Origin of the sequence: Rhodococcus sp. Ni2 (genome assembly GCF_021352185.1) — a bacterium.
Taxonomy (GTDB): domain Bacteria; phylum Actinomycetota; class Actinomycetes; order Mycobacteriales; family Mycobacteriaceae; genus Rhodococcus_F; species Rhodococcus_F qingshengii.
In genome coordinates, this window is record NZ_WOXZ01000003.1 from 185,010 (window position 1) to 199,490 (window position 14,481).

At 63.3% G+C, this 14,481-nt stretch carries 13 protein-coding genes; 9 read left to right on the forward strand and 4 right to left on the reverse strand.

Annotated elements, in window-relative coordinates; all coding sequences use genetic code 11:
* Nucleotides 1–42 precede the first annotated feature (42 nt).
* The 3 genes from ybeY to era are packed head-to-tail and all read left to right on the forward strand — an operon-like array spanning nucleotide 43 to nucleotide 2,853.
* Complete coding sequence (gene ybeY, locus GN300_RS27305) at nucleotides 43–585, forward strand: rRNA maturation RNase YbeY (RefSeq protein WP_003944525.1); 543 nt, start codon at nucleotides 43–45, stop codon at nucleotides 583–585.
* A 21-nt stretch (nucleotides 586–606) separates the two neighbouring features.
* Nucleotides 607–1,911 carry a hemolysin family protein gene (locus tag GN300_RS27310; RefSeq protein WP_003944509.1) on the forward strand — a complete coding sequence of 435 codons (1,305 nt, stop codon included), beginning with the start codon at nucleotides 607–609 and terminating at the stop codon, nucleotides 1,909–1,911.
* A 24-nt stretch (nucleotides 1,912–1,935) separates the two neighbouring features.
* Nucleotides 1,936–2,853: a GTPase Era gene (gene era / locus GN300_RS27315; RefSeq protein ID WP_003944451.1), complete on the forward strand. Its 918-nt coding sequence runs from the start codon at nucleotides 1,936–1,938 to the stop codon at nucleotides 2,851–2,853.
* On the opposite strand, the gene GN300_RS27320 is transcribed toward era, so the two are convergent.
* Together GN300_RS27320 and GN300_RS27325 are read right to left on the reverse strand one after the other, a co-directional pair.
* Nucleotides 2,850–3,401, reverse strand: coding sequence for a TetR/AcrR family transcriptional regulator (locus tag GN300_RS27320; protein WP_030536607.1), 552 nt, complete (start codon nucleotides 3,399–3,401; stop codon nucleotides 2,850–2,852). The genes era and GN300_RS27320 overlap by 4 nt on opposite strands.
* A 4-nt stretch (nucleotides 3,402–3,405) precedes the next feature.
* Entirely contained in the window at nucleotides 3,406–4,824 is a 1,419-nt protein-coding gene (locus GN300_RS27325; protein WP_063316221.1) for an amidase, read from the reverse strand.
* Nucleotides 4,825–5,153: 329 nt separating this feature from the next.
* Here GN300_RS27325 and kdpF point away from each other — a divergent pair, with 329 nt between their 5' ends.
* The 6 genes from kdpF to GN300_RS27355 are packed head-to-tail and all read left to right on the forward strand — an operon-like array spanning nucleotide 5,154 to nucleotide 12,921.
* Nucleotides 5,154–5,252, forward strand: a complete 99-nt coding sequence (gene kdpF / locus GN300_RS27330) for a K(+)-transporting ATPase subunit F (RefSeq protein ID WP_007731078.1) — start codon at nucleotides 5,154–5,156, stop codon at nucleotides 5,250–5,252.
* Nucleotides 5,252–6,937, forward strand: coding sequence for a potassium-transporting ATPase subunit KdpA (kdpA, locus tag GN300_RS27335; RefSeq protein ID WP_063316220.1), 1,686 nt, complete (start codon nucleotides 5,252–5,254; stop codon nucleotides 6,935–6,937). The genes kdpF and kdpA overlap by 1 nt, the downstream gene beginning before the upstream one ends.
* Entirely contained in the window at nucleotides 6,934–9,039 is a 2,106-nt protein-coding gene (gene kdpB, locus GN300_RS27340; protein WP_063316219.1) for a potassium-transporting ATPase subunit KdpB, read from the forward strand. Before kdpA ends, kdpB begins: the two co-directional genes overlap by 4 nt.
* A gap of 6 nt (nucleotides 9,040–9,045) precedes the next feature.
* Nucleotides 9,046–9,696: a potassium-transporting ATPase subunit C gene (locus GN300_RS27345; protein ID WP_063316218.1), complete on the forward strand. Its 651-nt coding sequence runs from the start codon at nucleotides 9,046–9,048 to the stop codon at nucleotides 9,694–9,696.
* A 7-nt stretch (nucleotides 9,697–9,703) separates the two neighbouring features.
* Nucleotides 9,704–12,244 carry a sensor histidine kinase KdpD gene (locus GN300_RS27350; RefSeq protein ID WP_063316293.1) on the forward strand — a complete coding sequence of 847 codons (2,541 nt, stop codon included), beginning with the start codon at nucleotides 9,704–9,706 and terminating at the stop codon, nucleotides 12,242–12,244.
* The gene (locus GN300_RS27355) at nucleotides 12,241–12,921 is read left to right on the forward strand and encodes a response regulator (RefSeq protein WP_003944545.1); all 681 of its coding nucleotides are present in this window, start codon (nucleotides 12,241–12,243) and stop codon (nucleotides 12,919–12,921) included. The genes GN300_RS27350 and GN300_RS27355 overlap by 4 nt, the downstream gene beginning before the upstream one ends.
* Nucleotides 12,922–12,930: 9 nt before the next feature.
* Here the strand turns inward: GN300_RS27355 and GN300_RS27360 are convergent, their stop codons facing one another.
* Together GN300_RS27360 and GN300_RS27365 are read right to left on the reverse strand one after the other, a co-directional pair.
* The gene (locus GN300_RS27360) at nucleotides 12,931–13,911 is read right to left on the reverse strand and encodes a zinc-binding alcohol dehydrogenase family protein (protein WP_063316217.1); all 981 of its coding nucleotides are present in this window, start codon (nucleotides 13,909–13,911) and stop codon (nucleotides 12,931–12,933) included.
* Entirely contained in the window at nucleotides 13,908–14,369 is a 462-nt protein-coding gene (locus tag GN300_RS27365; protein ID WP_063316216.1) for a MarR family winged helix-turn-helix transcriptional regulator, read from the reverse strand. The genes GN300_RS27360 and GN300_RS27365 overlap by 4 nt, the downstream gene beginning before the upstream one ends.
* Nucleotides 14,370–14,481 lie beyond the last annotated feature (112 nt).

Sequence of the window (14,481 nt, forward strand, 5' to 3'; positions counted from 1 at the left end):
CGACGCATCAACCCCTACTTTTCCCAGGAAAGAGCGTCGCACATGAGCATCGAGGTCTCGAACGAATCGGGCATGGACATCTCCGAACCGGAGTTGATCAGCGTTGCCCGTTTCGTGATCGCTCGGATGGATGTCCATCCGGCGGCCGAGCTGTCGATGGTTCTCGTCGACTCCGCGACGATGGCGGATCTGCACGTTCGCTGGATGGACCTGCCGGGCCCGACCGACGTCATGTCGTTCCCGATGGACGAACTCGAGCCTGGTGGCCGTCCCGATTCCCCCGAGCCGGGGCCGTCGATGCTCGGCGACATCGTGCTGTGTCCGTCTTTTGCCGCGGATCAGGCTGACAAGGCCGGGCATTCACTGGCTCACGAACTTGCCCTCCTGACCGTCCACGGTGTGTTGCACCTTCTCGGCTACGACCATGCGGAGCCGGAGGAGGAGAAGGAGATGTTCGGCTTGCAGAACAGCCTCCTCGAAGAGTGGTACGAAGACCTTCGCCGTATCGACCGCGAAGCAGCACTGGCCGAACGCGATCAGAAGCTGCTCGGTAAGACCGGTTTCGTCGACGGAGTGGACCGATAACAGTTATCCGGGGGTTCTGTAGTGAGTAGCGCCATAGCGCTCTTTGTTCTGGCGATTGCTCTTGTCCCGGTCGGTGGTGTGTTCGCGGCCGTCGACTCGGCGCTCAACACCATTTCGTCGGCGCGGATCGACGAGATGGCAAAGGAAGAGCGAGCCGGCGCCGCGCGAGTGCAACGCATCCTGACCGATCGTCCGCGATACGTGAATCTGATGGTCCTGCTTCGCATTTTGTGCGAGATCACGGCCACCGTCGTACTCGTGGGCGGCCTGATCGACGTCCTCTCGCTGGGCTGGGCACTGACCGTCACCGCGGTGATCATGGTTCTCGTCTCGTACGTGGTCATCGGCGTCGGACCGAGAACGCTTGGGCGCCAACATGCGTACTCCATCGCGATGGCCGCGTCGCTGCCACTGCTGTGGATCGGGGTTCTGCTCGGGCCGATCAGTCGCGTCCTGATCCTCGTGGGTAACGCATTGACCCCGGGTAAGGGCTTCCGCAACGGCCCGTTCGCGTCGGAAATCGAGTTGCGTGAACTCGTGGACATGGCGCAGGAACGTGGCGTCGTGGCCGACGAAGAACGCCGAATGATCCAGTCCGTCTTCGAGCTCGGAGACACGTCGGCACGCGAGGTGATGGTGCCGCGCACCGACATGGTGTGGATCGAGAACGACAAGAATGCCGGGCAGGCGACGTCGTTGGCCGTCCGCAGTGGTCACTCGCGCCTGCCGGTCATCGGGGAGAACGTCGACGACGTGCTCGGTGTCGTCTACCTCAAGGATCTGGTCAAGCAGACCTACCACCTGCCCGACGGCGGCCGGAACGTCAACGTCTGCGACGTCATGCGGCCCGCCGTCTTCGTTCCCGACTCGAAGCCGCTCGACAGCTTGCTGGCCGAGATGCAGCGCGACCGCAACCACATGGCGATACTCGTCGACGAGTACGGCGGGATCGCCGGGCTCGTCACGATCGAGGACGTCATCGAAGAGATCGTCGGTGAGATCGCCGACGAGTACGACGAGGACGAGACGCCGCCCATCGAGGATCTCGGTGACGGAATGTTCCGCGTATCCGCGAGACTTCCCATCGAAGACCTCGGTGAATTGTTCGATCTCGAACTCGAACTCGACGAGGTGGAGACCGTCGGCGGGCTGATCGGATACGTACTCGGCCGAGTGCCACTTCCCGGTTCCGAAGTGGAGTACGACGGTTTGATCCTGCGCGGCGAGGGAACCAATACGGGCCGAGGCCGGGTACGCATCAGCACGGTGTTCGTGCAGCGCATCCCGCCGTCCGAAGACGAAGAGACAGAAGACACCGATGACTGAGCGAGAGTTCAGCGAGGAGCAGTTATGAGCAAGAACGAATTCCGGTCAGGCTTCGTGTGTTTCGTGGGTCGACCCAATACGGGCAAGTCCACGCTGACCAACGCGTTGGTCGGCAGCAAGATCGCGATCACGTCCTCGCGCCCGCAGACGACGCGCCACACGATTCGCGGCATCGTTCACCGCGAGCATGCGCAGCTGATCCTGGTGGACACCCCTGGACTGCACAAGCCCCGCACTTTGCTCGGGCAGCGCCTCAATGACCTGGTTCGCGACACGTACTCCGAGGTCGACGTCATCTGCCTGTGCATCCCGGCTGACGAGGCCATCGGGCCCGGAGACCGCTGGATCGTGCAGCAGGTCCGTCAGATGGCGCCCAAGACCAAGCTTGTCGGCATCGTGACCAAGATCGACAAGGTCAGCCGCGACGCCGTCGGAAAGCAGTTGCTCGCGCTGTCCACCCTGCTCGGCCCCGAATCCGAGGTCGTTCCGGTGTCCGCGAAGTCGGGTGAACAGGTCGAGATCCTGGTCGACGTCCTCGCCGGTCTGATGGACGAGGGCCCGGCCTTCTACCCGGACGGGGAACTGACGGACGAGCCCGAAGAGGTGCTCATGGCCGAACTGATCCGTGAGGCTGCGCTCGAGGGGCTCGGCGAAGAATTGCCGCACTCCCTGGCTGTGGTGATCGAGGAGGTCATCCCGCGTGAGGGACGCACCGAGAAGCAGGGCGAGATGCTCGACGTGCATGCACTGCTCTACGTCGAGCGGCCCAGTCAGAAGGGCATCGTCATCGGTAAGGGCGGAGCGCGTCTGCGGGAAGTCGGTACCAGTGCGCGCCTGCAGATCGAGAAGCTGCTCGGTGTGCGGATCTTCCTGGAGCTGCACGTCAAGGTCGCCAAGGACTGGCAGCGCGACCCGAAGCAGCTCGGCCGGCTGGGCTTCTAGGGCCGGAGGACCCTGAGGATCGCCGCGCCGATGTCCTGCTCGTCGACGCCGGTGGCCAGGCGTCGGAGTTGGAGGCCGGTGATGACGGCGACGAGCGTCGATGCAATCGACTCCGGATCAGGTACACCGAGTGCCGTCAGAATCGTGACGGTCAAATCGTCGTAGGCGGCGAAGCATTCGACGGCGACTTCGTGGAGTTCGTGGTCGCGCCCGGCGGCGATGTACATCTCGAACGGCGCGATCCGCTCGGCCGAGAACGAAAGATCTCGCGTCACCTTTTCGGCTATTGCCGCGGCGTCCTCGACGCTCAGACCTTTGTCGCGGTACTCCTCGGCCAAGGCGCGCAGGCGCGTCGTCTCGTCTGTCACGAAACGAGACAGAGCAGCGCGGAGCATGTCCGACTGGCTCGCGAAGTGATACGTGATCGATCCGAGTGAGACGCCGGCCTGCGCGGCGATGCGCCGGTTGCTCACACCCGGGATGCCGTCGGTACCGACGACGTGCAGAACGGCGTCGAGTATTCGCTCGCGGACGTCCCGGTTACTCATCGGGTCACCACCACGGCTCGGGGCGGATCTGATCCCAACGCAGGACCGATTCCAATTGTGAAGCGAGGGAGACCAACAGAGGTTCGGTGTTCTCGTTGCCCATCAACTGCGCACCGATAGGCAGGCCGGCCTTGCTGAATCCGGCCGGCACGTTGACCGAGGGCCAGCCGAGGACGTTCCACGGCCACGCGTAGGGGCAGGCGCCGGTCATGACCTTGTCGGTGTCCCAGCCACCGATGCCGTCGATCGCGGTCGCCATGATCGGTGGAGTTGCCGTCGTGGGTCCCAGGACGACGTCGTAGGTGTCGAAGATCGCTCCGATCCGCTTTCGCATCCGCGGCTCGGCCGCGCGGGCCGCGCGCAGAGGTGCGCCGCGAAGTAGCTTGCCGTTCTGGGCATTTCCGCGTGTTCTGGCATCGACCAGTTTCGGGTCGGGAACGCGTCCGAGCCAGTCGTGGACCCCGACGAGCGAGCGGGGCAGAAAGTTCAGGCCGAAGATCAGGCCGTATGCGGGATCGTCGACGACGACATGGTGTCCGAGTTCCCGCAGCGTGTCGGCGATCGAATGCACGGCCAGGCGCACTTCCGGGTCCAGCTTCACGGGAGTGGCGGTGAACGGATTGCGAAGGGAAAGCGCGATTTTCAGTTTTCCGGGGTCGCGTCCCACCGCGTCGCTGACGGTGACCGGTGTCGGCTTGTGGAGGTCGCCGTCATGGTTGCCGGCAGCGACGTCGAGCAGCAGTGCCGCGTCGGCGACGGTGCGAGCGAGCGGTCCGTTGACCGTCAGGCCGTAGAACGCTTCGGCGTCGGGCCAGGTGGAGATGCGCCCGCGCTGCGGTTTGATTCCGACGAGGTTGGTCCAGGCCGCAGGGATTCGGATGGAACCGGCACCGTCGGAACCGATTCCGGCGCTGACCAATCCGGCGGCGACGGCCGCGGCGGTGCCGCCAGACGATCCGCCTGGAGTGTGGTGACGCGACCACGGATTGCGCGTGTAACCGAAGGCTGAACCGCTCGTGAGCGGCCACTGGCCCAATTCCGGACTGTTGGTCTTGCCCACGATCACTGCGCCGGCGTCGCGGAGGCGTCGAATCATCTCCGAGTCCTCGGTCTTGGCCGGGAAATCGCCAGGGCAACCGAAGGCCGTGGGTTCGCCGGTGATGTCGACGTCGTCCTTCACTGCGATCGGCACACCGAGCAGCGGCAGACGCTCGCCGAGTGCGAGACGTCTGTCGGCCTCGGCAGCTTCCTCGAGTGCCTTCTCTCCCCGCACGATCTTGAACGCATTGAGGTGAGGCTGAGTGGCCTCGATCCGGCTCAGCGTTGCCTCGGTGGCCGCGACGGACGAGGTAGCGCCCGAGGCCAGACTCGCAACCTGGTCGACAAGACCGGGGGCGAGATCGTGGTCGGTTCGAGAAGTCATCAGGTTCCCTTCGCAAAACTGTTCGTTCGAACGAACAGTAACTTGTTTCAGTATTAGTGAACTTCGGTTTCGCGTCAAGATCGCGTCAAGACGCCAGGTCAGTGCGTAAGCGGATCGTCAGAGACGCGGAATCGGCCTTTCCGGAGGTCGAAGCTGAGAGAGCGCATCCGGTCGAGGGCGACCGCGCGTCATGGCTGCGATGTACAGCAGCACGGCAAAAGATTTCGAAGAGGGAAGCTCATGGCCGATCTGGCCTACGTTGCTCTGATTCTCGGCGGTTTTCTCGTGTGCGCGCTGGTACTGCGCGCCCTACAGGCGAGCGCTCCCAAATGACGGTTGCCGGTGTGGTCAGCGTGGTTCTGATCGCCGTCGCCGCGGCATTGGTCATTTACCTGCTCGTTGCACTCGTAGATCCTGAGAGGTTCTGATGTCGCCCGCTCTTGCAGCCGGCCTGCAGATCGCTTTTGTCCTCGTCGTTCTGGCAATCGCCTACGTCCCGGTGGGCGACTACATGGCGCGTGTTTACTCGTCGACGCGAGATCTTCGGGTCGAGAGTGTGATCTACCGTGTCGGTCGGATCGACTCCAGGGCCGAGCAGACGTGGTACGGCTACGCCGCAAGCGTTCTCGGATTCTCGCTGGCCAGCGCATTGTTCCTGTACTTCCTGCAACGGATTCAGGGATTACTGCCGCTGAGTGACGGTCTGTCCGGGGTCAGTCCCGCCGTAGCGTTCAACACCGCGATTTCGTTTGTGGCGAACACCAACTGGCAGTCGTACACGCCGGAAACGACGATGAGCAACTTCGTTCAGCCCGTCGGTCTGGCGGTGCAGAACTTCGTCTCGGCAGCGGTCGGCATGGCGGTGGCCATCGCATTGGTTCGCGGCTTCATTCGGGTGGCCAGGGGCGGCGAGATCGGCAACTTCTGGGTCGATCTGACGCGTGGTTCTCTGCGCATCCTCCTTCCGTTCTCCTTCGTGATCGCCCTGATCCTGTTGAGCCAGGGTGTGATCCAGTCGTTCCACAGCGGTTTCGCCTCCACCGGCCTCGACGGCAATGCGGTGACCAATGCACTGGCCCCCGTCGCGTCCCAGGAAGCGATCAAGGAACTCGGCACCAACGGTGGCGGGATCTTGGCTGCCAACTCGGCGCACCCGTTCGAGAACCCCACCCCGTTGAGCAATGTCGTCGAGATTCTGGCGATCCTGTTGATTCCGGTCTGCCTCACCCGAACGTTCGGAACTCTCGTCGGGGATCGTAGGCAAGGCCTCACCCTGCTGGCAGTGATGGGAATCCTGTGGAGCGGGCTGCTCGCAGTCACGCTCGCTGCCGAATCCGGCGCACGCGGTGTTGCCGCCACAGCAGCTGGTTCGATGATGGAGGGCAAGGAAGTTCGCTTCGGAATCCCCGGATCGGCGTTGTTCGCGGTGGCGACCACGGGAACGTCGACGGGCGCGGTGAACTCGGCCCACGACAGCATGTCACCCCTCGGCGGCGGCGCGGTCCTGCTCAACATGTTGCTCGGCGAAATTGCGCCAGGTGGAGTCGGAACCGGCCTCTACGGGATTCTTGTGCTGGCGTTGATCGCAGTGTTCGTCGGCGGACTGCTGGTCGGTCGCACGCCCGAATATCTCGGCAAGAAGTTGGGTCGACGCGAGATCACCCTTGCGGCGCTGTCGATTCTGGTCATGCCCGCGCTGGTCTTGATCGGTACCGCCATCACCGTCATCCTCGGTTCGACCACCGGTTATCAAGGCAATGGGGGAGATCCGGGCACGCCGGGATCGATCCACGGGTTCAGTGAGGTGCTTTACGCCTTCGCCTCCGCCTCCAACAACAACGGCAGCGCCTTCGGCGGTCTGACGGTCACCAGCGACTGGTTCCAGTCGTCTCTCGGAATCTGCATGCTTCTCGGCCGATTCCTGCCGATCATCTTCGTTCTCGCTTTGGCCGGTGCTCTTGCCTCGCAGAAGAAGGTGGCGCCGACGGCCGGCACCCTCCCGACGTCCGGACCGATGTTCACCGGTTTGTTGACCGGCACCGTCGTTCTTGTTGCTGCACTTACATTCTTCCCGGCCCTCGCGCTGGGCCCGCTAGCGGAGGCTCTTCAATGACCGTGCGTATCAGTGAGAAACCCGTGGTAGCGCAAGACGCCGCCGACAAGGCTGATCCAGGGCAGTCCCGTCAAGTACACGCAGGCGTTTTCAACCCGCGGCAGATGATCACCGCGTTGCCGGGGGCCGTGCGCAAACTCGACCCACGCCACCTCGCCCGCAACCCGGTCATGTTCGTGGTGTTCGTCGGTTCCGTCATCACCACTGTCATGGCGATCGCCGATCCCTCGGTGTTCTCCTGGGTGATCACCCTGTGGCTCTGGTTCACGGTGATCTTCGCGAACCTCGCCGAATCCGTGGCCGAAGGGCGCGGCAAGGCGCAGGCGGCGAGCCTGCGAAAGGTGAAGCAGGACACCACAGCACATCGGATCACGATGAGCGGTGCGATCGAATCGGTTTCCGGCACCGAACTGGTGGTCGGCGATCGGGTGATAGTGGTTGCCGGCGAGGTCATCCCCGGCGACGGCGACGTGGTCGAGGGTATTGCCTCCGTAGACGAATCGGCGATCACCGGTGAATCCGCGCCGGTGGTCCGTGAATCCGGTGGTGACCGGTGCGCCGTCACCGGTGGTACGACGGTTCTCTCGGACCGCATCGTCGTGGAAATCACCGCAGCACCGGGCAGTTCGTTCGTGGACCGGATGATCGCGCTCGTCGAGGGTGCTTCACGTCAGAAGACACCCAACGAGATTGCGCTCAACATCCTGCTCGCGTCGTTGACCGTCATCTTCCTCCTCGCCGTCGTAGCCATCGGCCCGATGGGCTTGTACGCGGGGCACGAGCAGGATCCGATCAAGCTGATCGCACTTCTCGTCTGCCTGATCCCGACGACCATCGGAGCGCTGCTCTCGGCGATCGGTATCGCGGGCATGGACCGCCTCGTCCAGCGCAACGTTCTCGCGATGTCGGGACGCGCGGTGGAAGCTGCGGGCGACATCGACACCCTGTTGATGGACAAGACCGGAACCATCACTTTCGGTAACCGCCGGGCCACCGCACTCCATCCGGCGCCCGGTGTATCCGCCGACGATCTTGCTGCGGCAGCTCGCTTGTCGAGCCTTGCCGACGGAACTCCCGAGGGACGGAGCATCGTCGAGCTGTGCGCAGCGGAGTTCGGTCTCGCTGACGAGCCGACGCTGGACGAGGAACGCGCAGAGTTCGTTCCGTTCACGGCACAAACCCGGATGAGCGGACTCGACCACTCCGGACGCCAAATCCGAAAGGGTGCAGCAGATGCGGTGATGAACTGGGTCGTCAGTGGCGGTGGACACGCGGAGAGCGCGGTGACCGACACCGTGGGCGACATCGCCCAAGCGGGCGGAACGCCGCTGGTAGTTGCCGTCAAGCATGGTGAGAGTACCTCGCTCCTCGGCGTGATCGCGTTGTCCGACGTCGTCAAGCCGGGAATGGCTGACAGGTTCGCCGAACTCCGGGCGATGGGTATTCGCACGATCATGATCACCGGCGACAATCCGTTGACCGCGAAGGCGATTGCCGACGAGGCGGGCGTCGACGACTTCATGGCGGAGGCCACCCCGGAAGACAAACTGGCCCTGATCCGGAAGGAACAGGAAGGCGGACGTCTCGTCGCGATGACCGGTGACGGGACCAATGATGCTCCCGCCCTTGCCCAGGCCGATGTCGGGGTCGCGATGAACACGGGAACCTCGGCAGCCAAAGAGGCCGGGAACATGGTCGATCTCGACTCCGATCCCACCAAGCTGATCGAGGTGGTGGAAATCGGCAAGCAATTGCTGATCACCCGCGGCGCGTTGACCACATTCTCGTTGGCGAACGACCTGGCGAAGTATTTCGCAATCCTGCCGGCCTTGTTCAGCGGCATCTACCCGCAGCTGGACGCGTTGAACATCATGCGTCTCGCCACCCCCGAATCGGCGATCGTCTCGGCCGTGATCTTCAACGCCTTGGTGATCATCGGTTTGATTCCGTTGGCACTCAAGGGTGTTCGATACCGACCGTCGACGGCATCGCAGTTGCTCGGACGTAACTTGCTCGTCTACGGTCTCGGCGGTGTGATCACACCGTTCGTCGGTATCTGGTTGATCGATCTCGTCGTACGTTTGATTCCTGGAATTGGGTGACCTGACATGCGTTTCACTATCGGTTTTGCCAAACAGGTGTGGGCGGGTTTGCTCGTATTGCTCGCGCTCACCGTCGTTCTCGGTGTGGTCTATCCCGCCGCGGTGTGGGGTGTCAGCCGGATCAGCTCCGGATCTGCCGAAGGCTCACCGGTCACCGATGCCGCCGGTTGCGTGGTCGGCAGTGCCTGGGTGGGTGTCGATCCGCAGGTCGCCGAAGGGCAGCAGGACCCGTTCGTCCACAATCGTGTTGTCGGATCCGTTTCGGACGAGGATCCGTTTGCCACCGGTGATCCCGCTGCGGCACTGCCGTCCAACCAGGGGCCGAGCAGCGAGATTCTGGCCGGATTCGTCATCGAGCGCCGGGCAGCCATCGCGGCACGTGAAGGTGTCGACCCGGCATCGGTTCCCGTCGACGCAGTCACCGGTTCGGGCTCGGGTATCGATCCCCACATCAGTCCGGCGTACGCCGAACTGCAGGTCGCGAGGGTGGCGGCGAACAACGGCATCTCGGAAGACCAGGTGCGGGACTTGGTGGCCGAGCACACCGACGGTCGGCAACTCGGATTTCTCGGAGCCGAGCGAGTCAACGTCCTGGAATTGAACCTGGCACTCGGATTGACGGCACCTACGTGTGCTGCACCGACGACTGGTGGATGATTGTCACGTGAGTTCTTCGGAGAAGATCGGTCAATCTTTCGGTAGGGCACGCAAACGTGGTGAATTGCGTATCTACCTCGGCGCTGCGCCTGGCGTCGGAAAGACCTTCGCGATGCTCGGTGAGGCTCATCGGCGTCGAGATCGTGGCTGTGACGTGGTCGCGGCCGTCGTGGAGACACACGGCCGCGCCCGCACCGCGGCGCAGATCGGAGACCTCGAAACAGTGCCGCCCAAGCTGGTGGATTATCGCGGAACACGGATGCCGGAACTGGACGTCGAGGCCGTGTTGGCTCGGCGTCCGGCCCTTGTCCTGGTGGACGAGTTGGCACATACCAACACGCCAGGGAGCAAGAATCACAAGCGCTGGCAGGACGTACAGGAACTGCTCGAAGCCGGGATCGACGTTCTGTCCACGGTCAACGTGCAACACCTCGAAAGCCTCAACGACGTTGTCGCGCACATCACCGGCGTGGTTCAGCAGGAGACGGTTCCGGACGCGGTAGTGCGTAGTGCGGCGCAGGTCGAGCTGGTCGACATCACCCCGGAGGCGCTGCGCCGCAGACTTTCTCACGGAAACGTGTATTCACCGGAACGGGTCGATGCGGCCTTGGGCAATTACTTCAGACGCGGAAACCTCACGGCGCTACGCGAACTGGCTCTGCTGTGGGTGGCCGATCAGGTGGACGCCGCACTGGCGAAATACCGGGCCGAGAACAAGATCACCGATACCTGGGAAGCGCGCGAGCGTGTCGTCGTTGCCGTGACCGGGGGACCGGAGTCGGAAACCCTGGTACGACGCGCATCTCGAATCGCGTCGAAGTCGAGCGCCGAGCTGATGGTGGTCCACGTCGTACGCGGTGACGGACTCACCGGCGTCTCGGCCCCAGAGATGGGCAAGGTGCGCGCGTTGGCTGTCGGAGTCGGCGCCACGCTTCACACCGTTGTCGGTGACGACGTACCGTCGACGCTCCTCGAGTTCGCGCGTGAGGAGAACGCCACACAGTTGGTGCTGGGAACGTCGCGGCGTTCCCGCCTGGCTCGCATCCTCGACGAGGGGATCGGCGCTGCGGTGGTTCAGCAGTCCGGTGGTATCGACGTTCACATGGTCACGCACGAGGAAGCGACGGCGCGACGACGCATTTCGGTGCTGGGGCGCTCGGAGCGCCGGGTCCTGTCGTGGATTGCGGCGATCGTCGTGCCTTCGCTCGCGGCCGCGATCATGGGTCTCGTCGACCGAATCTCCGGGGTCAACGGCGAGAACGCGCTGTTCTTCGTCGTGGTCGTTCTGGTCGCCCTCCTCGGCGGCGTCGGCCCGGCGATATTGTCGGCCCTGATCTCGGGACTGCTGCTCAATTACTTCTTCACCGATCCGCGGTACAGCTTCACCATCGCCGAACCTGACAACTTCATCACCACTGTCGTGCTGTTGATCGTGGCTGTGGCAGTTGCCGTTCTGGTCGACGCCGCAGCAAAGCGCGCCCGCGAGGCGAAGCGCGCATCCGAGGAAGCCGAACTGCTCACACTGTTCGCGGGATCAGTTCTCCGCGGAGCGGATCTGTCGACACTTCTGGCGAAGGCACTCGAAATCTATCGCCAGCGAGGGGTTTCCGTCATTCATCACGACGACGGAGTCATCGCCGCCGTGGGTACGCAGCCGCCGACCACGGACGACGAAGCGGATACGGTCTGTGAGGTCAACGACGGGGAATACGCGCTGTTGTTGGCTGGGCCCGACCTGAGTGCGCGGGATCGACGAGTGCTGACGGTGGTGGCTCACCAAGCAGTTGGGATGATCCGCCAGGAGAAACTGACAGTCGAGGCGAGCAAGGCTGCCGCGCTCACCGAGGCTGATCAACTGCGTCGAGCCCTGCTGTCAGCGGTAAGCCATGACCTGCGAACGCCTCTCGCCGGAGTGAAGGCGGCGGTGTCGAGTCTGCGCAGCGACGACATCGAGTTCTCGCCCGAAGACACCGCTGAATTGTTGGCAACCATCGAGGAGTCGGCGGATCAGTTGACGGCGCTGGTCGGGAACTTGCTCGACTCGTCCCGACTTGCCGCCGGGGTGGTGAAACCCACGCTGCGGCCGGTGTATCTGGACGAGGTGGTTCACCGCGCGTTGCTGGGCCTCGGCATCGGTGGACGCTCGGATTCGCGGGCTCGAAGTGTAGTCGTCGACGTGGGTACCGTTGCAGTGCAGGCAGATCAAGGTCTGCTCGAGCGGGTGATTGCGAACATCGTCGACAACGCTCTGCGCTACGGGGGAGAAACCCCGGTGCGCGTCGGGGCGGCGCAACTCGGTGATCGTGTGGTGATCAGTGTTGCCGATACGGGCCCAGGTGTTCCGCGAGGTGAGGCCGAAACGATGTTCCAGCCGTTCCAACGGATGGGAGATCGCGACAACACCGGCGGAGTGGGCCTCGGACTTTCCGTGGTGCTCGGATTTGTCGATGCGATGGGCGGAACGGTCAGCGCCACAGACACACCTGGTGGGGGATTGACGATGATCGTGGAGTTGGCTGCGGCCGGTACGAATGGGAATGGATCATGAGTCGAATCCTGGTAGTGGACGACGAACCGCAGATTCTGCGAGCTCTGCGTATCAATCTTTCGGTGCGCGGGTACGAGGTGGTGACCGCGTCGACGGGCGCCGGTGCCTTGCGGGCTGCTGCCGAGCGTCCACCGGACGTCGTGGTACTCGATCTCGGACTGCCCGACATGGACGGCACCGAAGTGCTTGCCGGCCTGCGTGGCTGGTGCACGGCGCCGGTCATCGTGCTGTCGGCGCGCACGGATTCCGCGGACAAGGTCGAGGCTCTCGACGCCGGTGCGGACGACTACGTCACCAAGCCCTTCGGGATGGACGAGTTTCTGGCCCGTGTGCGCGCTGCGGCGAGGCGGGGAACCTCCGCGGCGGACACTTCGGAACCGTCGGTCGAGACCGCGTCCTTCACGGTGGACTTGGCTGCGAAAACAGTGAGTCGGCGCGGTGAACAGGTGCACCTGACTCCGACCGAGTGGGGCATGCTCGAGATGCTTGTGCGCAACCGCGGAAAGCTGGTCGGGCAGAAGGAGTTGCTTCGGGAAGTGTGGGGACCGGCGTACGACACCGAGACCCACTATCTACGTGTCTACCTGGCTCAACTTCGTCGGAAGCTCGAGGATGACCCGGCGAACCCCAAGCATCTGATCACCGAGGCAGGAATGGGTTATCGATTCGTGGTGTGAGAAGCCAGGTCAGAGCACAACTACCAATTTGCCACGTGCCGTACCGGCTTCCATCTTGGCATGTGCTCGCGCGATGTCCTCGAACGCGAACACCTCGTCGATCGGTACCACCGCCTCGCCTGACGCCAGAGCGGAGAGGAAGTCTTGCAGTACGTCGGCAGGCAGGTCGGACGCGTCCCCACCGTACGAGGTCAATCGCACTCCGCGTGGAATGTAGTCGATCGGATAAAAGTCTTTGACTGTCCACTCGTTGGACAGCATTCCCGTGAAACACACGGTGCCGTGAACGCGGGTCGCGCGCAACGTGTCGGGAAGTGTTGGTGTTCCGACCAATTCGAGGGCCAGATCAACACCGCCCGGGAGGATGTCTCGAACCTGGCCGGCCACAGCACCGTCGTCGACGATAACGTGGTCAACCCCGATCGCGGTCAACGACGACGCTTTGTTCGCATCTCGGGTGGTCGCAAGGACAGTGAGTCCCCACTGCTTCGCCAGGACTGCGGTTGCCATGCCGACCGAGGAGGTTCCTCCCCGGATCAACAGGGATTGACCGGATTTCGCGTCCAGTCCTACCGTCAGCGAGCCGTAGGACGTTTGCAGCATCTCGGGAACAGCTCCCACTGTCGACCAGTCCAGTTCGCTCGAGAAGGGAACGACCTGACTGACGGGAACGCACGTGTACTCGGCATAACCGCCGTCGAACGTCCTCCCCATCCCGCCCATCATGGCGGCGACTTGCCGGCCTTCGGTGAGCTCCCCGCCGGGGCAGTTCACCACTTCGCCGACGGCCTCGATGCCCAGCACCCTCGGGAATGTCACGCCTTCGGCGAGGCCGAGGCGGGTGTGAAGTTCGGATCGATTGAGGCCGAATGCCTTCACCCGGACCAGTACCCAGCCCGCAATCGGCACGGGTATCGGAATCACTCTGATAGTCAATGCTTCTGGCGGGCCGGGGGCGTCGAGCACGATTGCGCGCATTGTGTCGGTCATGCTTTTTCCTTCGTGGTCGGTGTCAGGTTTCGATTGGCTTCACGCAGCGTGGCCAGTGTGGCGCCGAATCGATCGAGAGCGTCGGGCGTCAGCACGGAACCGAGACGGCGCTCCAATTCGCCGTCGAACGTTGCCTTCGCCCGCCGCAACAGCTCATTGCCCTCGGGAGTCAACTCGATGAGTGAGGATCGTTTGTCGGTGGGATTGGATTTTCGACGGCAGTGTCCAGCCGCTTCGATTCGATCCACCAGCTTGCTCGTGCCACCGACGGTGATCGCGAGGGCCTCGGCGATGTCGAAGACCCGACAGGAGCCGAGCCTGTCGATGATCTGCATCGGCTCGAATCGACTCAGTAGCAGGTCGTGCTCGATTCGGAGTCGCTGGTCGACGGCCGTCCACAGTTCGGTTTCGAAGCGGACGAGGTTGTCGAAGTGCCTGCTCAGGGCTGATCTGGTCACGAGCAGACTCCGAACCGATATGCATTCCGTGGAATCATTCTCTCACCGTACGCCCGATTCGTGATTAATTCCATGGAATCTATTTGCGGCCTTTCATTGTGTCGGTGGCGCA

Coding starts and splice junctions, on each gene's coding strand:
- ybeY (WP_003944525.1), top strand. CDS start 43: ATGAGCATCGAGGTCTCGAACGAATCGGGCATGGACATCTCCGAACCG.
- era (WP_003944451.1), top strand. CDS start 1,936: ATGAGCAAGAACGAATTCCGGTCAGGCTTCGTGTGTTTCGTGGGTCGA.
- GN300_RS27320 (WP_030536607.1), bottom strand. CDS start 3,401: ATGAGTAACCGGGACGTCCGCGAGCGAATACTCGACGCCGTTCTGCAC.
- GN300_RS27325 (WP_063316221.1), bottom strand. CDS start 4,824: ATGACTTCTCGAACCGACCACGATCTCGCCCCCGGTCTTGTCGACCAG.
- kdpF (WP_007731078.1), top strand. CDS start 5,154: ATGACGGTTGCCGGTGTGGTCAGCGTGGTTCTGATCGCCGTCGCCGCG.
- kdpA (WP_063316220.1), top strand. CDS start 5,252: ATGTCGCCCGCTCTTGCAGCCGGCCTGCAGATCGCTTTTGTCCTCGTC.
- kdpB (WP_063316219.1), top strand. CDS start 6,934: ATGACCGTGCGTATCAGTGAGAAACCCGTGGTAGCGCAAGACGCCGCC.
- GN300_RS27345 (WP_063316218.1), top strand. CDS start 9,046: ATGCGTTTCACTATCGGTTTTGCCAAACAGGTGTGGGCGGGTTTGCTC.
- GN300_RS27355 (WP_003944545.1), top strand. CDS start 12,241: ATGAGTCGAATCCTGGTAGTGGACGACGAACCGCAGATTCTGCGAGCT.
- GN300_RS27360 (WP_063316217.1), bottom strand. CDS start 13,911: ATGACCGACACAATGCGCGCAATCGTGCTCGACGCCCCCGGCCCGCCA.